General features: G+C 41.6%; 19 protein-coding genes and 2 tRNA genes. 7 read left to right on the top strand and 14 right to left on the bottom strand.

The features are described from left to right. The first annotated feature begins 182 nt into the window (after nucleotides 1-182). Nucleotides 183-2,381 (top strand): DUF5916 domain-containing protein, encoded by a 2,199-nt coding sequence (locus WKF69_RS05955; RefSeq protein WP_340380356.1) that lies wholly within the window; start codon nucleotides 183-185, stop codon nucleotides 2,379-2,381. Nucleotides 2,382-2,597: 216 nt separating this feature from the next. Here the strand turns inward: WKF69_RS05955 and WKF69_RS05950 are convergent, their stop codons facing one another. The 6 genes from WKF69_RS05950 to WKF69_RS05925 form a co-directional block, all read right to left on the bottom strand. Further along, entirely contained in the window at nucleotides 2,598-3,755 is a 1,158-nt protein-coding gene (locus WKF69_RS05950; RefSeq protein WP_340380354.1) for a dipeptidase, read from the bottom strand. Between the two features lie 142 nt (nucleotides 3,756-3,897). Continuing rightward, a complete protein-coding gene (locus tag WKF69_RS05945) occupies nucleotides 3,898-5,526 on the bottom strand; it encodes an acyl-CoA carboxylase subunit beta (protein ID WP_340380352.1) in 1,629 nt (542 codons plus the stop codon). Nucleotides 5,527-5,622: 96 nt separating this feature from the next. Then, nucleotides 5,623-6,591, bottom strand: coding sequence for a hypothetical protein (locus tag WKF69_RS05940; RefSeq protein ID WP_340380350.1), 969 nt, complete (start codon nucleotides 6,589-6,591; stop codon nucleotides 5,623-5,625). 93 nt (nucleotides 6,592-6,684) lie between these two features. Next, nucleotides 6,685-7,221 (bottom strand): methyltransferase, encoded by a 537-nt coding sequence (locus tag WKF69_RS05935; protein ID WP_340380348.1) that lies wholly within the window; start codon nucleotides 7,219-7,221, stop codon nucleotides 6,685-6,687. Nucleotides 7,222-7,344: 123 nt separating this feature from the next. Next, complete coding sequence (locus WKF69_RS05930) at nucleotides 7,345-8,340, bottom strand: YCF48-related protein (protein ID WP_340380346.1); 996 nt, start codon at nucleotides 8,338-8,340, stop codon at nucleotides 7,345-7,347. Nucleotides 8,341-8,360: 20 nt separating this feature from the next. Continuing rightward, nucleotides 8,361-8,798 carry a DUF2147 domain-containing protein gene (locus WKF69_RS05925; protein ID WP_340380344.1) on the bottom strand — a complete coding sequence of 146 codons (438 nt, stop codon included), beginning with the start codon at nucleotides 8,796-8,798 and terminating at the stop codon, nucleotides 8,361-8,363. Nucleotides 8,799-9,331: 533 nt separating this feature from the next. Between WKF69_RS05925 and WKF69_RS05920 the strand changes: the two genes are divergently transcribed. After that, the gene (locus WKF69_RS05920; RefSeq protein WP_340380342.1) at nucleotides 9,332-10,465 is read left to right on the top strand and encodes a bile acid:sodium symporter family protein; all 1,134 of its coding nucleotides are present in this window, start codon (nucleotides 9,332-9,334) and stop codon (nucleotides 10,463-10,465) included. A gap of 51 nt (nucleotides 10,466-10,516) precedes the next feature. Here WKF69_RS05920 and WKF69_RS05915 read toward each other — a convergent pair whose 3' ends face one another. After that, nucleotides 10,517-12,100 (bottom strand): M81 family metallopeptidase, encoded by a 1,584-nt coding sequence (locus WKF69_RS05915; protein WP_340380340.1) that lies wholly within the window; start codon nucleotides 12,098-12,100, stop codon nucleotides 10,517-10,519. Nucleotides 12,101-12,411: 311 nt separating this feature from the next. On the opposite strand from WKF69_RS05915, the gene WKF69_RS05910 reads away from it, so the two are divergent. Then, nucleotides 12,412-12,495: transfer RNA gene (locus tag WKF69_RS05910), tRNA-Leu, on the top strand. 71 nt (nucleotides 12,496-12,566) lie between these two features. Further along, nucleotides 12,567-12,650 (top strand) — tRNA-Leu (locus tag WKF69_RS05905). 50 nt (nucleotides 12,651-12,700) lie between these two features. Here the strand turns inward: WKF69_RS05905 and WKF69_RS05900 are convergent. The 4 genes from WKF69_RS05900 to WKF69_RS05885 all read right to left on the bottom strand — a co-directional run bounded on the left by WKF69_RS05900 (nucleotide 12,701) and on the right by WKF69_RS05885 (nucleotide 17,041). Next, nucleotides 12,701-13,474, bottom strand: a complete 774-nt coding sequence (locus WKF69_RS05900; protein WP_340380338.1) for an MBL fold metallo-hydrolase — start codon at nucleotides 13,472-13,474, stop codon at nucleotides 12,701-12,703. Further along, nucleotides 13,471-13,746 (bottom strand): hypothetical protein, encoded by a 276-nt coding sequence (locus WKF69_RS05895; protein ID WP_340380336.1) that lies wholly within the window; start codon nucleotides 13,744-13,746, stop codon nucleotides 13,471-13,473. Before WKF69_RS05895 ends, WKF69_RS05900 begins: the two co-directional genes overlap by 4 nt. 72 nt (nucleotides 13,747-13,818) lie before the next feature. After that, nucleotides 13,819-14,472 carry an outer membrane lipoprotein carrier protein LolA gene (locus tag WKF69_RS05890; RefSeq protein ID WP_340380334.1) on the bottom strand — a complete coding sequence of 218 codons (654 nt, stop codon included), beginning with the start codon at nucleotides 14,470-14,472 and terminating at the stop codon, nucleotides 13,819-13,821. 31 nt (nucleotides 14,473-14,503) lie between these two features. Beyond that, complete coding sequence (locus WKF69_RS05885) at nucleotides 14,504-17,041, bottom strand: DNA translocase FtsK (RefSeq protein ID WP_340380332.1); 2,538 nt, start codon at nucleotides 17,039-17,041, stop codon at nucleotides 14,504-14,506. 252 nt (nucleotides 17,042-17,293) lie between these two features. On the opposite strand from WKF69_RS05885, the gene WKF69_RS05880 reads away from it, so the two are divergent. After that, the gene (locus WKF69_RS05880) at nucleotides 17,294-17,941 is read left to right on the top strand and encodes an ankyrin repeat domain-containing protein (RefSeq protein ID WP_340380330.1); all 648 of its coding nucleotides are present in this window, start codon (nucleotides 17,294-17,296) and stop codon (nucleotides 17,939-17,941) included. A gap of 194 nt (nucleotides 17,942-18,135) precedes the next feature. On the opposite strand, the gene WKF69_RS05875 is transcribed toward WKF69_RS05880, so the two are convergent. From WKF69_RS05875 to pyrF, 3 genes are all read right to left on the bottom strand, one after another. Further along, nucleotides 18,136-18,357: a PspC family transcriptional regulator gene (locus tag WKF69_RS05875; protein WP_340380328.1), complete on the bottom strand. Its 222-nt coding sequence runs from the start codon at nucleotides 18,355-18,357 to the stop codon at nucleotides 18,136-18,138. Between the two features lies 1 nt (nucleotide 18,358). Further along, a complete protein-coding gene (locus WKF69_RS05870; protein WP_340380326.1) occupies nucleotides 18,359-19,639 on the bottom strand; it encodes a DUF2851 family protein in 1,281 nt (426 codons plus the stop codon). A gap of 193 nt (nucleotides 19,640-19,832) precedes the next feature. Beyond that, nucleotides 19,833-20,663, bottom strand: a complete 831-nt coding sequence (gene pyrF, locus WKF69_RS05865) for an orotidine-5'-phosphate decarboxylase (RefSeq protein ID WP_340380324.1) — start codon at nucleotides 20,661-20,663, stop codon at nucleotides 19,833-19,835. A 234-nt stretch (nucleotides 20,664-20,897) separates the two neighbouring features. Between pyrF and rho the strand changes: the two genes are divergently transcribed. Both rho and pssA read left to right on the top strand, forming a co-directional pair. Continuing rightward, a complete protein-coding gene (rho, locus tag WKF69_RS05860; protein WP_340380322.1) occupies nucleotides 20,898-22,556 on the top strand; it encodes a transcription termination factor Rho in 1,659 nt (552 codons plus the stop codon). A 59-nt stretch (nucleotides 22,557-22,615) separates the two neighbouring features. After that, nucleotides 22,616-23,302: a CDP-diacylglycerol--serine O-phosphatidyltransferase gene (gene pssA, locus WKF69_RS05855; RefSeq protein ID WP_340380320.1), complete on the top strand. Its 687-nt coding sequence runs from the start codon at nucleotides 22,616-22,618 to the stop codon at nucleotides 23,300-23,302. The last annotated feature ends 25 nt before the right edge of the window (nucleotides 23,303-23,327 follow it).

Genomic DNA, 23,327 nt, shown 5'->3' with positions numbered 1-23,327 from the left:
AACTTTGAATGCGCATCAACAATACGGATTTGTCAGGCTATTCTATAATATTCTGCGGAGTAATTTTTTGAACATCAAAAGTATATTTAAAAACTCTTATTATTACTGAAATTACTGTAAGCCTGACGATGTCCTTATTCATACTTCAAGTCAAAAAAAGATTAAAACGGTCCCAACTTCTTTTGCAAATAAAACCCCTCCCCGTCTCTGTATCTATTTTATTAGTCCTCTTTTTACCTTTTTTTGCGATCGCTCAAAAAAAGAATGCTTCGTACGAGCTAAAGTTAAAACCAGCATCTTCTGAAATTAGAATTGACGGGGTGGCTGATGAAAGAACCTGGACAGACGCCAACGTCGCTTCCAATTTCTTTATGGTCCAGCCGATGGACACGAGCTTTGCGAAAGTCAGAACAGATGTCATGATGAGTTATGATAAAGAGAATCTCTACATAATAGCCATCTGTTACCACCAGCCGGGACCCTATTTCGTTGAATCACTGCGTCGCGATTTCTCATTCAATAAGAATGATAATTTCCTCCTATTCATGGACCCCTTTGATGATAAAACGAATGGATTTTCATTCGGCTCAAATGCAGCTGGCGCGCAATGGGATGGTATTATGTACGATGGCAGCAAAGTAGACCTGAGCTGGGATAATAAATGGGTGTCCGCAGTTAAAAATTATGAAGACAAGTGGATATTCGAAGCAGCTATTCCCTTCAAATCAATTCGTTATAAGGCAGGAATCACTGAATGGGGTATCAATTTCAGCAGGCTTGATCTGAAATCTACTGAAAAATCGAGTTGGGCACCTGTTCCACGTCAATTTGCTACCGCATCGCTTGCCTATACCGGGAATTTAATCTGGGATCAGGCGCCTCCAGTTCCCGGACAAAATATTTCACTGATCCCTTACATTTTGGGCGGATTCTCAAACGATCACACGGTTAGTCCGTCAAGCCGGGACTATAAACGTGAAATTGGTGGCGACGTTAAAGTTGCAGTCACCTCATCGCTAAACCTGGATCTAACCGTGAATCCGGATTATTCCCAGGTAGAGGTAGACAGGCAAGTACCCAACTTAGATCGCTTTGAACTATTCTTTCCTGAAAGAAGGCAGTATTTTCTTGAAAACGGTGACCTTTTTTCGAATTACGGATATGCTAACATCAGGCCGTTCTTTTCCCGGCGCATTGGCCTTGGCGTGCCGATTCAATTTGGCGCACGGCTAAGCGGCAAGCTTAATAAAGACTGGAGAATTGGATTAATGGATATGCAGACTTCTAAATCAGGAAATAACCTCCCTTCACAAAACTTCGCGGTTATGTCGCTGCAGCGACGGGTATTTGCCAGATCGAGTATTAGTGCCCTTTTCATCAACAAGCAGTCGATGAATTACGAGCCTTCCCATGCAGCTGCCTCCGTGTCCAGATATAACCGAAATGCAGGACTTGAGTATAATTTGGCCTCGTCTACGAACTCATGGACCGGCAAGGCTGTTATCATGAAATCCTTTAGCCCCGGCAAAAAAGGAAATGATGTCCTGCAGGCGGCAAATCTCAACTACATCAGCGGAAACTGGAATATAAACTGGCAGCATGAGATCGTGGGACGAAACTACAATACTGAGGTTGGCTATGTACCCCGTACTGGTTACATTAACCTGAACCCTCAGGCAGCATATCTGTTCTTCCCTAAAAAAGGGAAGCTTGTAAGCCACGGGCCGAAAATCGTATCCGCAAACTATTTTGATCAGTCGTTTAATCGAACAGATAACACTACATTTCTTGCTTATAACATTAATTTCAGAAGCCGGGCTACGTTCTCGGTCTGGACAGCAGCTGACTATGTCAAATTGCTCAGGCCTTTCGATCCAACAAATTCAGGCCGGGCGACACTTCCCAAAGGTTCTGAGCATCACTGGAAATCATGGGGAACTGATTTCGTTTCCCGCCCTCAAAGCTTATTGACATACGCTTTTTCTGCTCGCTACGGCGGATATTATGCTGACGGGACACGGTTGAACATAAATTCAGAATTGGGATATCGGTTCCAGCCTTACGTGAGTCTGGCATTAAGCTCAAGCTATAATGACATTAAATTACCACAACCCTGGGACAGGACTAAATTCTGGCTGGTAGGGCCGCGTGTAGATGTAACGATGACCAATAAGCTCTTTTTTACCGGGTTTGTTCAATACAATGAACAAAGAGAAAATCTGAATATAAACACCCGCCTGCAATGGCGGTACAAACCCGCCTCAGATCTTTTTATCGTTTATACAGATAATTATCTGCCAAACCCATTTTCGGTTAAGAATAGGTTTCTTGTGTTGAAGCTGACTTATTGGTGGAATACTGCTTCGCTGCGCTCGCAGTGACATAAAACAAGATAGCAGCCGGATTCAATCTAGCAGAGCAAATTATTTTTTCGAACTGAGCGATTGCTTCGTCTTGCCTCCTTGCATGGAAAACAATCTCAGTACCATTGCGACACCAATCCCGGTGCCACTGCTCCTAAAGCGAAGTGTCATTGCGAGCGAAGCGAAGCATCACCTCTACTTTCCGAACGTGTCATTGCGAGCGAAGCGAAGCAATCACTTCCCTTTATTCGCCTTCAGCAAACGCACAAAGTTATTCCCCAGAATATTCTTTATATCCTTTTCAGCATATCCCTTCTTGACCAGCGCTTCGGTTATAGCCGGATAATCAGAAACATCATCAAGATGCTGCGGATAAGACTCTGCACCATCAAAATCAGCACCCAGCCCTACATGCTTTGAACCTACAAGTTTCACCATGTGGTCTATGTGAGCGATCAGCAAATCAAGCGGAGCCCTCATATCATAAATCTCCTTACTGTACTTTGTGTTGATAGCGTCCTGGGCTTTAGAACGGGTTGAAGTTTTAGTTAGCTCGGCCAATTCAACTCCGTGATCAGCATTGAACTTCTGCTGTTTCCGTGTATAAGTGCTGTCGAGGAATCCGCTATAAAAATTAACGAAAACCACTCCTCCAGTCTTTGCAATAGCTTTGATCTGATCGTCTTTCAGGTTTCTTTGATGAGCATTAAATGCGTAAGCCGAACTATGGGATGCCATAACTGGTTTTGTCGAGATTTTTATCGCATCGTAAAACGTGGTTTCGCCTACGTGAGACAGGTCAACGACAACTCCGAGTTCGTTCATCCGTTTGATCACCTGCTTACCGAAATCGGTCAGGCCAACGTGTTTAAGGCTATCTTTTCTAAATGTTTCGTCGTAAGCTGAACTTGCCCATGGCGTACTGTTGTTCCACGTCAGGGTCATGTAAGTCATTCCCCTCGCAGCAAGCGACTCGAGATTTTCTATGCGGCTTTCAATCATATGCCCTCCTTCTACCCCTATCATCCCCGCCAGTCGATTGGACTTAACTACGGATTTCAAGTCGGAAGCAGTTCGCACTAATTTGATCATATCAGGATGACGGTTCGCCAAAGAATTAAGGGAGTCTATTTGCCTGTTTGCCATAGCGAAGCCCCCGGATGCGTCACACCAGATCGAAAACACCTGAACATCAAGGCCTCCTTCTTTAGCGCGAACAAGGTCAAAATTACCCCCTGACTGCAGTTTGCCTACATCGATACCTGATCTGATCTGGTCAGACATGATATCTCCGTGAGTATCAACAACAATTGCTTTATCATGCAGCTTAGTGGATTGTCCAAATGACTGTATTGAGGATAGCAGGGAAAGTGCGAGGAGTAATTTTCTCATCTTTTGAGTGTCTGTTAAGATTTAACGATTTTTTCTTGCTGTTGGCTGGTTCAAATTAGCAAATTAACAAATTTGAGAATTAGAAAATGAGCTCTCTACTACGTTATGCAATTTACTCATTTCCTAATTTGCTCATTGCTCTTCACGTTTGCAGCACTCCCGTGTTAAATTGCTTCTCAATTGGGGATTGATTAGCGGCTTCAATGCCCATAGAAATCACCTTTCTCGTTTCCAACGGATCTATTATACCGTCTACCCAAAGCCTTGAGGCGGCATAATATGGTGTTGTCTGTCTGTCGTATCGATCAGTAATATTCTTGAGCAGTTCTTCTTCCTTTTCTTTCGTGATCTCCTCTCCTTTCGATTTAAGAGATGCTTCTTCAATCTGTAAGAGAACTTTAGCAGCCTGTGAACCACCCATCACGGCAATCTTTGCTGAGGGCCAGGCAAAGATTAATCGTGGATCGTAAGCTTTTCCGCACATCGCATAATTGCCGGCACCGTAGGAATTTCCAATCACAATCGTAAATTTTGGAACAACTGAGTTAGACACTGCGTTGACCATTTTTGCTCCGTCTTTAATTATGCCTCCTTGTTCGGATCTGCTCCCTACCATAAAGCCGGTAACATCCTGCAAAAACACAAGGGGAATTTTCTTTTGATTACAATTCATGATAAAACGGGTTGCTTTATCAGCCGAATCAGAGTAGATCACTCCTCCAAACTGCATTTCCCCCTTTTTACTTTTCACGACCTTCCGTTGATTTGCAACTATACCGACAGCCCAGCCATCTATTCTTCCCAAGCCGCAAATAATACTTTGGCCATATAACTCCTTATACTCCTCCAATTCCGATTTATCAACCAGGCGCTTAATAATCTCCCTCATATCGTAGGGACTTTCCCGGTTCTCGGGGAGCAGTCCGTATATCTCCTGTTGGTCCAAACTGGGAGGAGCCGGCTTAATCCGGTCGAAGCCCGCATTTTTTGGCGAGCCAAGCATACTGATGATCTTCCTGATGGATTCCAAACAGGACGCATCATCCGGATGCTTATAGTCTGTTACCCCGGATATCTCGCAATGTGTAGTGGCGCCGCCCAGCGATTCATTATCGATATCTTCACCAATAGCTGATTTGACCAAATAGCTTCCAGCAAGAAATACAGATCCTGTACCGTCAACGATCATCGCTTCATCACTCATAATGGGCAGATACGCACCACCCGCTACACACGAACCCATAATAGCAGATATCTGAACAATACCATTGCTGCTCATTATCGCATTATTTCTGAAGATCCGGCCGAAGTGCTCCTTATCAGGAAATATTTCATCCTGAAGTGGCAGGAAAACACCGGCGGAATCAACCAGGTAGATCACCGGCAAACGATTCTCCATAGCAATCTCCTGGGCCCGAAGATTTTTCTTTGCGGTCATAGGGAACCAGGCGCCTGCCTTAACTGTAGCATCGTTGGCCACGATCATGCATTGCCTTCCTGAAACGTAACCGATTCCGCATACAACACCAGCGGACGGACAGCCGCCGTATTCCTTATACATATCTTCGGCCGTAAACGCACCGATCTCCACCCATGTAGTATCTTTGTCCAGCAAAAAGGAAACACGTTCACGGGCCTGCATTTTCCCTTTTTCTTTTTGTTTTGCTGCAGCCTTTTCGCCTCCACCTGCATATATCACCTTCAGACGATTTTTAACCTCGTACAAAAGCTGTTTGTTGATGTCTTCGTTTTTATTGAATTCCAAATTCATGGGAGCAAGTTAGGAAATTACTAAAGATCGAATAGGGAAATCAACAAATTTGTAGATGAGCAAATTAACAAATTGGAGCATAAAACCAAGCAGGATTTAGTGGAGCGGCTCCTGCTCAGCGGCGATAAATTGTTTATAAACCTGATCGCCGAAATACGTGAAATGGGTTCTGTTCATCTCTTTCGTGCCGCTTAAATTACTAAAGATAAAGCCATTGAGACCGACCTGATGGGTGTGAAATATGAGTGCTTTAGGGTTCTGTTTCAAAATAAATTGAATTCTTCCTGATAAAGCCTCAAAACACATAAAGCTTGTGTCAGTGCGGGATTTAAATTTAAACTCTTTCGCCAGGTTTGCCTGCATCAGTTTGCTCCGATACCACGTCCCTCCAGTGGGTGATACGAGTGGGTTTCCATTATAAACTACAACGCTGTCGTTGTAGGCCAAAACATTTAAATGACGGCCTTTGTCTGCCTTCAGCCAGTTTGCAAGCTGGTGTCCGTACTTTTCTTCATAACCGTAGTCACTGTCAATAAAAGCGAAGCGGTCTATATTTAGCGGGATATCAGTTACGCCATCCAGATAACCAAAAATAAAGCTCCCGCCACCGCTATGACTGTTCAAAGTGATCATCGGGTTAAGGCTCGCAAACCTGGCATTTACGGCACCAAATAAGGATTGAATGAGCACAGGATAATCCGGATACGCCTTTTTCCAGGCCGGCCAGCTTTTCTGCTTTGTAGCCAGATAGACGGTAATGATATTAAAATCATCCAGCTTATTCCGCAAATACCTGGTTTGGGCAGCAATATGCTGGATGTCATAATGCCAGTCATCACCTGCTGCCATTTTCTTGCCCGCGGTCCATTCTATTGAATTTCCGTTTGGCAAAGCAAAGAAAATAATCCTTGTCTTTTTCCTGGAATTGATCAAGTCGGCGCGTGGTGCGTTAATGTGGATGATAACATCCGTTGGCTTGTCTCTAATAGTGAGAGTAGATTCCTCAGAAATTACTCCCGGCAAAAAACCGTTAAGATCAGGCTTATCGGTGGTTTTTTGGGCCATTGCAGAGATTAGCGAAGAGCTTAGAAATACCAAAAAAAAGAAAAATAGACTACGGCAATTGCTCATCGGCAAATTTGCTAACTATCGGACTTGCTAATTTAATTTATAGCACGAATAAAGTACAGCGGGAGGTAAATTCATCTCCAGGCTCATTTCCATATGGTCAAAGATCGGCATGAAGTAGTTTTTCTGCAATGAGTAAAGAAACTGGCGAAAAACCCCACCTTTTTTTAAAAGGCTATAGCAATCGTTAAGAAGCTGGCTTCGGTCTGAATTATCGAACAAACTTAATGGCAAGCCTGAGATTATGATATCTACTGAAGCTGCATCAAAATATTTGGTAACGTCGGCTGCGGATTCCTTAATGAGATGGAATCTGCTATCCTTTATATTTTCAAGCTTTTCATAGAACTGCGGCTCAATTTCAAAGCAATATAATTCTGAATCAGGATGAAGTTTTGAAAGGATCCTTTCGGTAATATTTCCACTTCCTGCCCCAAGCTCTATAACGATCTGCGGTTTATGATTATTGATCTCATGAGTGATATTACGCGAAACAAATCGCGATGATTCATATACAGCACCCGTCGTCCTGATGTTCTTGATATAGTTTAATGCTTTTGAGATCATTTGTAGTCTGTTTTTTCAGCAGCAGGCTTGATAAGCCATTACTAGATATTTGTTCCGGGTCAATTATCCGGCCGACAAATAAAGATAGTATAATTACTTGACCAAACTAATAATATAAAGTACTTATGGGCCTTGAAGTATTGATATTTTGCCGCCTGCCCCTGCAAAAAGCACAAGAGAACCTGACTTAGCTTTACGGACTGAATTAAAGCCCTCCTTAGTAAGTTTCTCCCAATCTCTTCCTCCGTTTCTCGAGATATCTGTTCCGGATGTGCCGGTAGCAATAACTACCCCGGAAGAAATATATTCAACAGCTGATTTATATCCGAAAGGGCTAGTATTTGGCTTTTGCCATGTCCTACCTCCATTTTTAGTGAGAAGCATATTATCAATACTTGATGTATCGGAAAGGTAATCACCGCCCACTGCCAGCCCTTTTTTGCTATTAATAAATGCTATAGAAAATGGCCCGGCAGAGCTCTTACCCTGTATTATAGGGCAAGGGTAGCTGGTCCATGAATTCCCAAAATTGTCAGAAACAAAAACCCTCGATTGCGTCCCTCCGGTAGCAATAAAAGTCTTGCCACTCTTAAGAGTACGTATACCGGTACCGCTGGCAGCAAAAGATGCTTCGCCTTCTATCAGTCTCACCGTTAAGTTACCACTTATATTTTCCCAGCTATTCCCGCCATCAGAAGTTCTGAGCAGCTGCATTTTACCCTGGATGGGATCTCCGTAAATGATACCATTTCTGGCGTCCCGGAAATCCATCCCATCCAGAAAGATGTCAGGAAATTCGTTTTTATATACCTCCTTCCAGGTCGCAGCGCCATCGCGAGTAATCAGAATAACGGCAGGAGAACCCGCGCTTACTATAACGGCGTCACTTTTTGAAAACGCCTCGATATCCCTGAAATCAAACTTTTCGTAGCCAGGGATTTGCATCCATTTCCAGGTTGATCCCCCGTTAGTGGTATGGGATATCCAGCCATAGCTGCCGCTTACCCAGGCAACCGAATTATCGACAACAGAAAGTCCCCGGAGGCTGGTCTTTGTCCCGGACTGTAAGGCCCTAATACTCTGGGAATGCAGGCTGGAAATTCCTATAGATAGTACCAAAAAAACAATGATTAAACTCTTCACCTTACCCGCGACCATGTTTCTGTCCTTCCAAGAAGAGATATTCCAACAAAACCCCTGACATGGATTTGATTATTATCGACCATGCTAATCTTACAGCTGTAGGTCTTGCCAGTTTTAGGGTCATAAATAGTACCGCCTTCCCAAATTCCTTCCTCTGTATATGTAAATCCTTTAAGCATTTCGAGACCCAATATCGGGCGTTTCGCTAAATTTACATCGGGATTTTTATCATCCGTTTCCGGCTTTCCCATACTGTCAATAGGCTTTTTCAACCAAACTATCTTGCCTGAAAATTTGCCTCCGATTTGAAATATCTGTATCTGGGCATCACCGGATGTTGTAAGCCATTTACCAGCCAAAGCATCTTTGTTCTGCGCGAACGTATTGCTAATGGCAATTAATAAGAGTATTATCAACAATGATCTTTTCATCATGGATCGCATATTTAATATACAACTATAAAAATATCGATAAATTGCATTTTAGCAGTAAAATCTTCCACTAAGATTTAATATTTTGCAGTCCCATAAAAAATGCCGGGATGGCGAAATTGGTAAACGTTGCGGTCTCAGAAGCCGTTGGAGTTATATCATTGAAAATCCGACTCTCTTTTTTTTCATATTTAGGGTGAACAAAACGTGAAAATAACGTTTCACTGTCATTTCACTAAAAGTTAATGGATCCTTTCGAAAAACAAATATCCCATCAGTTAACAAAAAGAATATTCAGACCTTATATCTCAATTTAATTTTATTCATTTTACAAGCAACTCAAACTATCATAAATTTTTATATTTTTAATTTTCCGAAAATTTATAATTGCCAGACAATAAATTTTAGTAATAATCAAAAAATATATACATGAAACCATCATGATTTGCTAAGATCCGCACGGGTTATAATTATCAAATCATGTCCTTTTTTATCCCGCACGTGTGGGATAACAAACAAAAAATAAAAAGATGACAATGCAAAAACTACTACAGTCTTTACTATGGCTTTCCTTATTAACTCTTTTAGGTGTGATCGTACTTTTTCAGTTGAATTTTGCAATGGAAGCAAAGATATTGACCTGCATTTTCTTTGTATTTCTTCTGGCAGGAATTAATGCTTCAGAATTCATGAAAGGCTTTTCTTTTACCATTTGGGTTATCGCTGCAGCAACCTTAAGCATGATGTTTCCTTCCTACGTGACTGATATAGGCGGATTCAAAACCGAAGTCCTGATTGTCCCTTTGATACAGCTCATAATGTTCGGAATGGGAACAACTATGGGTGTAAAAGATTTTGTAGGAGTTCTGAAAATGCCCAAAGGAGTATTAATTGGTTTATTTCTTCAGTTTACTATCATGCCTTTAATAGCTTTTAGTCTGACACAATTGTTTTCTTTTCCGCCTGAAATTGCCGCAGGTGTGATCCTGATTGGATGTGTTCCTTGCGGAGTTTCATCAAATATTCTAAACTTTCTTTCGAAAGGAAATCTGGCACTATCTATTACGCTGACTTCATTTGCTACTCTGATGGCTCCGTTCGTTACTCCAATTTTAATGGAGAAATTTGCCGGACAATTAATTCCGATTGATGCACTGAGTATGATGATCAGCATTGGAAAAATGATCTTTATACCACTAATAGCCGGGATTATTTTTAATAAGTTTTTCGGTTCAAGAAGTCCATGGCTTAATGCTGCAATGCCATTAGTTGCTATGGCTGCGAATGTGTTTATTATTGCGGTGATCGTAGCAGCAGGAAGAGACAGTTTATTAACAATGGGCTTTACACTTTTCCTGGCCGCTTTCATACATAATGGAATGGGATATTTCCTGGGATATTGGGGTAGCCGTTTATTTAAACTGAACAAACGGGACAGCCGCACAGTGGCAATTGAAGTAGGATTGCAGAACGGAGGTATGGCAGCAGGAATAGCTTATGAACTTGGCAGAGCCGCTACAATGGGCCTCTACCCGGCCATATTCGGAACCTGGATGGATATATCAGGAAGCTTTCTTGCTAACTGGTGGAGAAAAAACCCTGTGGATGATATCAAACCTGAAACTATCAGTGAAGAAAAAATCCCTGATTTTGAAGAAATACCTACTTAAGTAATTTGCATCCGCAGACTAGAGAATTTATCCTTCCTGTGAAAGCAGAAATTATTTTTTTGATTTTTCTATTCCGAATAATCCTTCACGAATATTATAGTACTTAAACCATTCCGGGTTGATGGCAGTTGCACCGGGGCTATCCACGGAGATCAGTTTGGAAGCAAATGGCTCATACGCAGCACGGGGGGCAATTGCGCCCTTTACTACAAGGATCTTTTGTCTTTCTACATATACTCCATTGGAAATAAAAATGTGGGCGCTGTTTGGGCTAGCAGGTTTAGTTGTGATTAACAGCAGATTCGGTTCATCAAGTGTGGATCCTTCAACTTGAATTACGGCGGTATTTCCCATATTCCAGTATCTTCCGCCGCCATGACGAATCTCTGTTTCCAGATAACGTCCTACATGCAGTGAGCGAACCTCCCCTTTTATTCGAACCGGCTTACCATGCATATTATCCATTTTTCCTCCAACTGAAAAGTCAAATGCTTTTCCAACACCTACACTTTCTGCTGTCTTATATCCTTCAGGATCATAAATAACCATTGCCCATCCTTTCGCATTTTGCTTAATTAATTCTTCAAGCATAAAGGAACTATCGCCGGTAGATCCACCGCCAATATTATCCCCCATATCTATCAATATCACCGGACGGCCATCATGTTGAATTGCCATTTTAACTGCTTCAGCAGGCTTAGGATTGTTAATTCTGGTGCTTTCCCGGGTATCCCAAAGCATTTGCGAAAGCCTGTTAGCTTCTTTATCAGCCAACGCTTTATTGTTATTAGTCACCACAACTACCGACGGTCCCATAGAAGGGACATCAGCATACTGATAACCCCCTGATACACTCACCGCTAAAATTTCAGGGTGTTTTTCAAGTTTTTTACTTTCGTTTGTTATAGGTAATAATGGATTGGAATAGGTATTCTGAAACGCAATGTTATAAACCATTGGAGCTTTTACAATACTTTGAACGGGTTTTACTTTCCCGCTTACAATTTTGGCCATGATATCAGCAGCCTGTAATCCCCGATCATAAGTATCCAGGTGTGGATTCTCCTTAAAAGTAATCAGGACATTACATAACTCAACCATTTTCGGAGTGATATTCGCATGAAAATCGTGAGTAACGACAATTGGCATTTCCGGTCCGAATGTTTTTCTCACCCTTCTGACAATCTCTTCATCTCCGCTGGGATAACTTTCAACAACCATAGCACCATGCAGATTTAATAGTATCCCCTGAAGTTTTGGTCCAGCCTTTAGTCCTGTAATAATTTCATTCATCATCGCATTAAATGCTCTGTCTGTTACAGGTCCCCTTGGAGTGGCAGAGGCAAGCAGTGTAGGATAAAGTTCAAGACCAAATTGTTTCGCGCCTTCGATATAACCGGCACTGGTAGTTTTTGCTGTAGAACCGGCAAAGAATCGTTTGGATCTCACCTGCTGGCTTTCACCTATGGTAACATCAAAGTCTTCCAGATCAGTTTTTTTAATATTGAAGCTATTAGATTCATGTGAAATACCTGCAACCCCTATAATTGGTTTAACCTGAGCAAAGCCTAAGCCTGATGTGGATACCGATAACACAAATAGAACGAGAAGCTTTTTTAAAAAATTGTCAATCATGCTTTTACCTCTTTAAATTGATATGAAGGATAAATTTATATAATAAAACTGAATTATCAAGGTCAGCGGTGATCCCAAATTGTCGCATAATTGTATATACAATCATCAAAAATCTTACATGCACGAGTTTGTACTGTAGATTGATATTACAGTTGATTGGATGAGGGCATGATCCGGGCGTGATCCACACTAAAATTTATTCAAAGTTTAGGCTGAAATACACCTAAACTACTATATTTGCACAACCTTTTCAAGGTTTACTAAGGGACAGATTAGTGCTGCATAGCTATTAAATACGAGGAAAAACGAAGGCCCGGATGGCGAAATTGGTAAACGTTGCGGTCTCAGAAGCCGTTGGAGTTATATCCTTGAGAGTTCGAGTCTCTCTTCGGGCACTTTCTGGTTAATAGTAATTTGGTTGTTAGTTGTTAGAACTTTACAGCGGATTAAATAATATTGGCAAAATGCCCAGGTGGCGAAATTGGTAGACGCACCACTTTGAGGGAGTGGCGCCTTAACGGGTGTGGCAGTTCGAATCTGCTCCTGGGCACTTCTTAAGTTACAAATATCCAGATATCCTGGTAAGAGGGTGAGATCGACCTATTTATGATTAACCTCAAGTTGCAGACCATCATATGCAAGAAAAATACCCGTTGGCAACTCTGCACACACGTCGCGATGTCTTCCCAATCGATGGCTGATATGGGTCAGATAGGTTTGCTCTGCCCGTATCTCTCCTGCAAGGCTGATAGCTTCGTCAAAGGTAAGATGAGATATATGACTTTCCTTCTGCAGAGCATTGATTACAACGATCTTTGATCCGCGTATCTTCGCTATATTCTCTTGATCCATTGTTTTAGCATCGGTGATATAGGTAAAATCGCCGATCCTGTAACCGAAAACAGGGAGTTTATAGTGCATTACCGAAATAGGGATAATATCAAAACCGGCCACAATAAAAGGCTGGTCTGCTTTTATTTCATGGAGTTCAATCCGCGGGATACCCGGATATTTAGCTTCTGAAAATATGTAATGAAATTCCTTCTTTAATGCACTTTGAACACGCACATCAGCATAAACATCAATTTCGGATTGCTGCTTAAAATTAAAGGCCCTGACGTCATCAAGGCCAGCAACATGATCTTTATGTTCATGGGTAAACAGAATTGCATCAAGGTGCTTAACGCCGGCGCGCAGCATTTGATATCTAAAATCAGGTCCCGCATCAATTACCACAGATTTCCCAGCTTCTTCAATTAGAACCGATACCCGAAGCCGCTTATCGTGTCTATCTGTTGAAATGCACACCTCACAAGCACATGCAATTACTGGTACTCCCTGGGAGGTTCCGGTTCCTAGAAATGTAATTTTCAAAACTCGAGCTTAGTTTGTTTTAGCAAATAGAGAAAAGCTTTTTGCTTTTCATCTAGTAAGTTATCGTCAGTTTCCGTATTCTGAAGCAGATCAGCAAGGGCAATTATCTTATTCTCCAGGTTAGAAAATTTATTGACGATAATTACTCTGCTTTGTTCTAAGATGCAGGCTCCGGTTTTGAAATTCCCTTTTTCATAGCGCAGTTTAAACCCCAGCGATTTCAGCAGATATTCTAGCTTTTCAAGTGTGTGCTGTGTGTAAGAAAGGGCCATAAGAAATCAAAAATAAATAAAAAAGGCTTAAACATATTATGCTTAAGCCCTTTTCAAAAAACTATTTAAATATTATCTCAGGTCGACAACTTCAACACCCGGATACTTTTTAGCGTCAAATGCAAAGGTTGATTCAGGTACTTTGACATTTGGAGTGAACGTTTTGATTGTATACGTGTATTTATTTCCGTTCTTGTCGAAGATCACTGCATTCGCGATCTGTTTGTTCACTTTATCAATCTGTAAGCGAACCTTAAAAAAAGTACGTTTTGAATCTGTTGGAGTGAGGTCGATGTTATGAACTATACGGCCATTGGCGCCTTTAGTATCATTCGTATACAAAGACTTAAACCCTTTTTCGTAAATGGTAAAGATCTTCGCTGGATTTAACCCTTCAGCGTTGTTATCAACTTCGCTTAGTTGCACTTCTTTGTCAGCTTTTAGATAGGTCCACTGATTCTTACCATCACTGATAAGCTCCTGTCCCTTAAGAATGACCTTGTATTTATTAGTTTTAGACCGCACGTATAACGTTCCTGCCTGAGTCTCTTTAATCTTGGCCTGCGGATTTTCCAGGGTGTAAGAAAAATCAGTCTTGATCACATCATACGCCCGGTATTTTTTACTCACTTCGGCAAGAATTGCTTTTGCTTTTACCTCACTTTGCGCCATCAGGTTCACCGCCGATCCCAAAATTACAAATGCGCATATTACTAACTTCTTCATATTCTAAAATTATGTACTTTGATGTATAACGTTATTCTTTCTGATCTAATGTACCCAAGAACTGTTCCAAAGAATATTCGTCAGGGATAAGTACCTCTCTGGCCTTGCTTCCTTCAAAGGGCCCGACTATGCCCGCAGCCTCTAATTGGTCAATAATTCTACCGGCGCGATTATAACCTAACTTTAATTTTCGCTGAATTAATGACGTTGAACCTTGCTGATGCATGACAATCAGTCGCGCAGCGTCCTCAAAAAATTGATCTCTATCTGATGCGTCAAAATCTTTCATAGACGACTCGGCGTTTTCGTCGATATATTCTGGTAACATGAAAGCTGATGGATATCCACGTTGTGAACCTATAAAATCAGACACCTTTTCAACTTCCGGGGTATCTACAAAAGCACATTGTATCCTGATAAGATCACTTCCTGTCGATAAAAGCATATCTCCTCTACCTATCAGCTGGTCTGCCCCTCCGCTGTCAAGAATGGTTCTTGAATCTATCTTAGATAAAACCCTGAATGCAAGCCTGGCAGGGAAATTGGCTTTGATAGTTCCCGTGATGATGTTCACTGATGGCCTTTGGGTTGCTATAACGAGGTGTATACCAACTGCACGGGCGAGCTGAGCGATACGAGCTATCGGCGCCTCAACTTCTTTGCCCGCTGTCATCATCAGATCCGCAAATTCGTCAATGATCAGCACTATAAATGGAAGAAAACGATGTCCATCATTAGGGTTAAGCTTTCGGTTGATAAACTTCTGGTTGTATTCTTTAAGATTTCTTACATGGGCATTTTTAAGCAGGTCATAGCGCTGATCCATCTCAATACACAATGAATTAAGCGTTGCGATGACTTTTTTAGTATCAGTAATGATCGCGTCTTCTTCGCCCGGCAGCTTGGCAAGGAAGTGCCTTTCTATCTTCCGGAACAAAGTGAGCTCTACCTTCTTAGGATCCACCAATACGAATTTCAATTGTGACGGGTGCATCTTATACAGCAACGATATCAAAATAGCATTAATACCAACCGATTTACCCTGACCAGTAGCTCCTGCAACAAGTAAGTGAGGCATTTTTGAAAGATCCGCAATGTAAACTTCGTTCGAAATCGTTTTTCCCAGGGCTATAGGAAGGTCCATTGTTGTGTTCTGGAACTTTTCGGTAGCAAGCACAGAACGCATAGAAACCATTTCCGGGTGTTGATTAGGCACTTCAATACCAATCGTGCCTTTACCCGGCATAGGCGCTATGATCCGGATTCCCAAAGCAGCAAGGCTTAACGCGATGTCATCTTCAAGATTTTTGATCTTCGAGATACGCACTCCCGGCGCTGGAATTATTTCATATAAAGTTACCGTCGGACCAATTGTAGCCTTGATCTTATCAATCTCAATATTGTAATGATTGAGAGTCTCAACAATTTTATTCTTATTTGCTTCAAGTTCCTCGGAATTTACAGCTATCTTATTTGATCCGTAATTCTCAAGCAAGTCCAGAGGCGGATATTTGTAGCTTGAAAGGTCCAGCGTCGGATCATACATACCAAACTGCTCAACCAGCTCAGTGGATTTCTTTTCCTCTTCAGTGACCTCTATAGTCATCGGTGGGATCTCTTTGATTTCATTGCCGACAGTATCAGCTGTTTCCAGCGGTACATTTCTGGAAGGGCTTAAAACTACATTGACGTGTTCCTCTGGGTCAGACTTATCAATTGTTTGAAGTGGAGGAAGATTTTGATTGACCCTGTTTGAACTGCCATTCTCAGAGTTTGGACGGTTTGGAAGATTAAATTCTACAGGCTCATACCGGACTTCTTCTTCCAATTCAACATTTTCTGGGGTATCAGGAACCACATATTTGGGCTCCCGGCTACGCTCCGGGATCTTGAAATCAATATTATAGGCTATAATAAGTACCGTTAGGCCGGCAAAAGCTAGCAAACCCGCTATTCCGGCATTACCGATCTGAGCCTGCAATAGCCGGTTTGTCCAGAAACCAAATTCACCTTCGAGGAAATGCGGATAATCAGTTAAAAGTCCATGAAAGAATGCAAGTGTAACTGATATAAATATGAGCAAAAAGAAGGAATACGACAGGGTTTTCGAAATGGAAAACACTTTGATCTTAAACAGCATGCGGTAGCCGACGATGAAAAACACGCCAATAAATATGAAAGATGCAACACCAAACCATTCGTAAATAAACTGATGTGATAAGAGAGCTCCAAATTTGCCCAGCCAATTTTCAACCACCGGCTGATTCAGGCCCATGTCGGTCAATTCGGCCTGAGTTTTCCAGAGATTACCCCATCCACCGTTTGCATCAAGCACATAACTCTGATCGTCCTTCCAGGTAAAAAGATAGGACGTGAATGCGACCATAAAGTATAAAGAAACGATCAGGAAGAATAAGCCAATGATCTTTATTGTGCGATCATCATTGAGCTTAAACTTCGGCATCGCCTCCGCTGTCTCCCTGGGAATCCTAGATTTTGTAGTGGGTTTTGACTTTGGTTCATCACGAAATGAATTTTCATTTCTGAATTGATTTCCTCTTAGGGGCATCCGATATCTTTAATTATGTAGTGACAAATATAACGTTATAAAGAGTATCAAGAAACAAGAATCAAGAAACAAGATTTGAGGGAATTTCACAGGAGAATTATCAGTTTCAAAGGCTTGAGAAATGACTACACCTTTCAAATTTGAGATCCACCGATCTTGATACTTGATACCTGATACTTGATACTTAATTTTTTGTTTATTTTTACTAATATTGCTTTATAAGCAGGCTTAAATCTATTAAAAAAGCAAATAATGGATCAGGATTTACTGGAAGAATACATCCAAACTGGCAATTCTATTGAGTTGAATGCTCTTTTAAGCACAAATCCTAAACTTGCCACTATAAAAACGAGCCATCAGGTATCTCCGCTAATGTTGTGCTGCTATTACAAGCAACCGGATCTCTCGGAAATTATCCTGAAACACATAGATAATATTACGTTTTTCGAGGCTGCTGCACTCGGCAAAAAAGACCTTGTTGAAAACGCTCTTAACGAGAATCCTGATCTGGTGAATGATTTTTCCGATGATGGTTTTACTCCTCTCGGCCTCGCATCGTATTTTGGCAACGAAGATGTTGCTCGGTTGCTGCTCCTGAAGGGTGCAGAACCTAATATTCCCTCGAAGAATGGCTACCATGTTTACCCAATCCATTCTGCCGTGGCATCCAATTATGATATGATTGCAAAAATGCTTCTCGAAGCGGGGGCAAACGTAAATGTAGTTCAAATGTCAGGTGCGACACCCTTGCATTCTGCTGCACATAATGGAAATATAGACCTTTTAATAGTTTTACTGGAAGCCGGAGCGGAAGTAAAGGCACTGACCGACGATGGCAAAACTCCTGCTGACAAGGCATCGGAAAAGGGCTTTAATGAAATTGCGAAGATACTTTCCTGAAGTATCAAGAATCAAGAGCCAAGAATCAAGACATGGTGCGTTTTAAAGATTGAAGGGTAATTAGAATGACTATGAGTCAACTAGCTAGCTTTGTCATGTCGTGGAAAACAAATATGCTTGCTATTGAACTATAATTTGGCAAAGCAAATTTAAGCCCCTGATCATGGCTCTTGGTTCTTTATTCTTGGCTCCAGTTAAAGATCAAGCACACCACCTCTTCTCCTTTTAATAAAGTGCCGTATGTCCAATACAACTGCAGCGCACACATAGAATATAAGCGGAAACCCTACTGCGAGGAAGGATGAGTAGATAAAGAATAACCTGATCTTTGATATAGAGATATTTAAACGCTCTCCAAGATAGGTGCAAACTCCAAATGACCGTTTCTCGAAAAATGTAATAAACTTCTGTAGCATATTAAAGGTTCAATAATTTCATCCCAATACCACAAGATAAGCATTTCTTCTCATCGCAGTAAGTTTTTTTTAACTGAATTAACGACTGCGAGAAAAAAGCATTGTCGGGTCTTACCTTAAGATCTTTAAAACGTTTGGTAAGGGCATTAGTTTCAGCAGGCAGATTTTCGAGCAAGGTTATACTTTTGGCAATGTGATCCTGCGACCCTCCCTCCCTCCCATAAGCCATTAAAAAAACGGCAACCGTGTTTATAAGGATATTACTGACCGACTGTTCTCCAAGTCCTGGGCTATGGCTTTTGGTTGGCTTGTCAAACCGATAATGATTTTGCCAGTACTCATTTACAGGAAGGCCCTGGAACATACTGATTATACTAGTCACATGCTGTTCAGCTAAGATTTTAGAGAACAAATGATTCGACCGTATTACAAGTGCTGCGAATTGAGCGAGCCTTGTCGTTGGAAAATTGACGGGTCTCATCCTCATATGTTTCCATATATAATTATCCATGGATTTCAATCCATGCTTCTTCTTCAGGAAATCATATTCCTTTCTTAGCGATCGGGGATATTCGTCATTATGCTTGTGTTCAAGAAATCCGGCCTGGCCGAAGATGAGGGATTCGATTTGCTTCGGCTTGTCCTTATACCTGGACAGCAAATGTTGGGGCAAGGATCTGGCAAGCATTTCAAAGGGCATGGAGTTGGTTTTGAATCCAAAATTAGCGGCCAGATAAACGTAAAACGCGTTATCCCACCCGCCTTTAAACTCAGTTAATAAACCTCTGATCGACTCAGACTTTTGTTCCAGCCTTTCAATTTCCACCCTGTACAACCAACTGCGGATATGAAAGCTGTCGACATTCGAAATCTGTCTTCCGCAAGGTATCCAGTCCATACATTCTACCAGGCTTAAATAAGCTTCTGTGATCTTTTTCGGCATGAGCTTATCCAGCGCAAGCACGGGTATCATTGAACCATCAGTCCGGAAAATTTCCTGGTCATGTTTTCCAACTACATGCAGGATCACACTATCGTATGACGGATCTATTTGATGTTTGTGTCTTGTCCAATCTGAAGAACGCAAATGAATTTCTACGTTCCCGGCCCATAAAGTATTCCCGATACGGATCAGGGAGCTTTGAAAATCTGGTCCGGCGTGAGTATTATGCAAACCCACATTCATGATCTCTATCGGATCGCCAGAAATTGTGTGCAGATTTCGCTGATCAAACAAACGAAATTTCCAGAGGTAATGAAGAAAATCTTCAGGAACTGCCATAGTTTAATTTACAGCGTTGTAACGAAGTAAGATTATCTTATTATTTAATGGGGGATATTATTAAGAATACGGTAATGGAAAGAGAACCAGGAACCAGGAATCAAGAATCAAGACATCTTCACAGCGCAGCATTTTTGTTTTAAAGAAGCTCCTTGCAGTGTTAATATGCTTTCTCTGGCTCTTGAATCCTGGCTCAAATTATATTGTGTTCTTCCATTAGTACGCACATCTCCTGTTGAAGCTTCAGTGCTTCCTCCCTGGCCCTTTCAGCAAAATCTTCACCTTTAGACGCATAAATAATCGATCGTGACGAGTTAACAAGTAGACCACAGTCTTTAGTCAGACCATAACGAGCTACATCCTGCAGGCTTCCGCCCTGAGCTCCTACTCCCGGAACAAGTAAAAAGTGATCTGGCGCATGTTTTCTGATACTGATAAATTCTTCACTTCTGGTCGCCCCTACTACATACATTATGCGGTCGTTGCCCGCCCAGTCATTCGCCGTATCGATCACCGTTTCAAACAAGCGCTGATCACCTGTATTTATAAACTGGAAGTTCTCGCTTCCTTCATTAGAAGTCAGCGCAAGCAGAACTACCCATTTGCCTTCAAACTCCAGGAACGGTTTGACAGAATCTATACCCATGTAGGGCGCTACAGTGATCGCGTCAAAGCTCATCCCGGAAGATTTCTCATCAAAAAATGCTTTTGCATACATAGTTGAAGTATTGCCAATGTCGCCCCGCTTGGCGTCAATAAGCCCCAGGCATGTTTCAGGTATATGCTGCGATGTGTGTATCAGGCTTTGCCAGCCTGCAATACCCCTGCTTTCATAAAAAGCACTGTTTGGTTTGTAGGCCACACAGAGATCGTGTGTAGCATCTATGATTCGCTTATTAAACTCAAAAACAGGATCGGCATATTCTAAAAGGAAACCGGGGATAAGGTCTATGTCAGTATCAAGTCCTACACATAAGAACGATTTCTTCTGCTTTATTTGTTCAATTAGCTGCTGTCTATTCATTAAGGGTATAAATTTGAGCGAAAATAAATAAACAAGGCGTCATGCAATCAAAAAAAGAATTAAAAGTTTTGATTATTTCATTTAATTGTATAGCATTGTGCTGTAATCTCAATTTTATCCCTGAATTCAGGAAATCACAATAATTCCTAGATACCATTTTTTGTAATTTTTTGTGCTGTCGTTCTCCAGGATAAATTTATTGAACTAAAAATCCCAAACTATAAACCGTATTTAATGCTGGACAGTAATAAATTGAACGATAAGCTCGTTTCTGAGCTGCGTGAAATTGCCCAAAACCTTGGTGTCGCCGACACTGACACTCTTCGTAAACCGGATCTTATACACAAGATCATCGAAAATTCGGCAAACCCTTCATCACTGGGAGAAGCTATGGCCATTAATAATGAAAGCGATAGTAATGCTGCTGATGGTAAACCCCGTAAGCGTTTAAGAAGTGTAAAGACTAACGAAACAAAGCAACATCAGGAAGTACATCTGGACAATACGCGTACGTTTGATTTTCCTGAAGATGAGGAGATTTCTCAGCAGGATGCAATCAGGGATTCGTCTGAGACAGAAAACATCTCCGAAAACGAACCTGTCGCAGACGATCAAAATCAGGACGAAGATCAGAATTTGGCAGAGAATACAGAAAATCAAGAAGTAGTTAAAGGGCAGCGACTTGGCGGACAAGGAGATCAAAAGAAATTTGACCGCCGGCAGAATCAGACCAATCCGAACCAAAATAGGAATCAGGAGCCAGCGATTAACCTCGATTTTGATAATGTGATTGTTAATGAAGGAATTCTTGAGATCATGCCTGATGGTTACGGTTTTTTAAGATCTTCTGACTACAACTACCTTTCCTCGCCTGATGATATTTATGTATCACAGTCACAGATCAAATTATTCGGATTAAAAACGGGAGATACCGTTAGAGGAAGTATCCGTCCGCCAAAAGAAGGTGAGAAATATTTCCCCTTAGTTCGTGTCGAAGCAATTAACGGCCGCATGCCTGCTGAAGTTCGCGACAGGGTGCCGTTCGATTATCTTACACCGCTCTTCCCTACTGAAAAACTGAATCTGTTTGTTGACACAGCAAACCATTCTACACGAATTATAGATCTTTTCACGCCGATCGGTAAAGGCCAGCGTGGTTTGATCGTAGCACAACCAAAGACTGGTAAGACCATGCTTTTAAAGGATGTGGCTAATGCGATCGCAAAAAACCACCCTGAAGTATACCTTATCATTCTTCTAATAGATGAGCGTCCGGAGGAGGTTACTGATATGGCAAGAAGCGTACGCGCGGAAGTTGTATCATCCACATTTGATGAGCCTGCTGAAAGGCATGTAAAAATCGCAAATATAGTACTTGAAAAAGCTAAAAGAATGGTGGAATGCGGGCACGATGTCGTGATCCTTCTGGATTCCATTACGCGTTTGGCCCGGGCATACAATACAGTTGCTCCTGCTTCCGGTAAGATCCTTTCCGGTGGTGTGGATGCGAACGCTCTGCACAAACCAAAACGCTTTTTTGGAGCAGCAAGAAATATAGAAGATGGAGGCTCTTTAACTATCCTCGCTACTGCGCTTACTGAAACCGGATCTAAAATGGATGAGGTAATCTTTGAAGAATTCAAGGGAACAGGTAATATGGAGCTTCAATTAGACCGGAAATTATCTAATAAGCGGATCTTCCCGGCTATTGATCTTACAGCTTCAAGTACGCGTCGTGATGACCTGCTATTAGATAAGGATACATTGCAGCGGATCTGGATCTTAAGGAATCACCTCGCAGATATGAATTCTCAGGAGTCGATGGAATTCTTACAATCTCAAATGCGTGGTACAAAAACTAACGAAGAATTCTTAATTTCAATGAACTCGTAAGAAGCGGGATACTTGACTCGAGTTAATCTCGTATCTCGTATCTCACATCTCGTATCTCCATGAAGAAACATATCCCAAACGCAGTAACTTGTCTGAACCTGTTTTGCGGTTGCCTGGGTATTGTTTTTGCGTTTCAGGGAGACCTTGAATGGGCATCCTACTCCATTCTGATTGCGGCGGTTTTCGATTTCCTGGACGGGATGCTTGCACGCCTGTTAAAAGCCTACTCTGATATCGGAAAAGATCTTGACTCGCTTGCTGACATGGTTAGCTTTGGAGTTTTGCCGTCGGTTATCATTTATCAGCTCTTTCTCCAATCGTCATCGACAAATGAATGGTTGAATTTTTCAGCTTTCCTTATTACCATCTTCTCTGCATTAAGATTAGCTAAATTTAATAATGATAGCAGGCAGTCGGAAAATTTCATTGGCTTACCAACACCAGCCAATGCAATGCTGATAGCATCATTGCCATTCATAGCTGAGCAGGGGAATATGATTTCACCTTACCTTCAAAATCCCGTCTTTCTCGCAGTATTTAGCTTGGGAATGGGGCTGTTGCTCGTATCTGAGATCCATCTTATGTCCTTAAAATTCAGCAGTATAGATCTCCGCAAGAATTCAAATCGCTATATTTTAGTTTTTTCCTCCCTAATTCTGCTTGTAATATTTAAATTTACCGCAGTTCCACTAATATTGATTTTGTACTTTATATTATCTTTTATCCAATTCAGAAAAGCAAAATGAAATTTATCGCAGAAGTAAATATAAT

The organism is Daejeonella sp. (assembly GCF_037719425.1).
In the GTDB taxonomy this organism is placed as follows: domain Bacteria; phylum Bacteroidota; class Bacteroidia; order Sphingobacteriales; family Sphingobacteriaceae; genus Daejeonella.
Note: the sequence above shows the minus strand (reverse complement) of the source record. Positions and strands in the feature narration are given on the sequence as shown.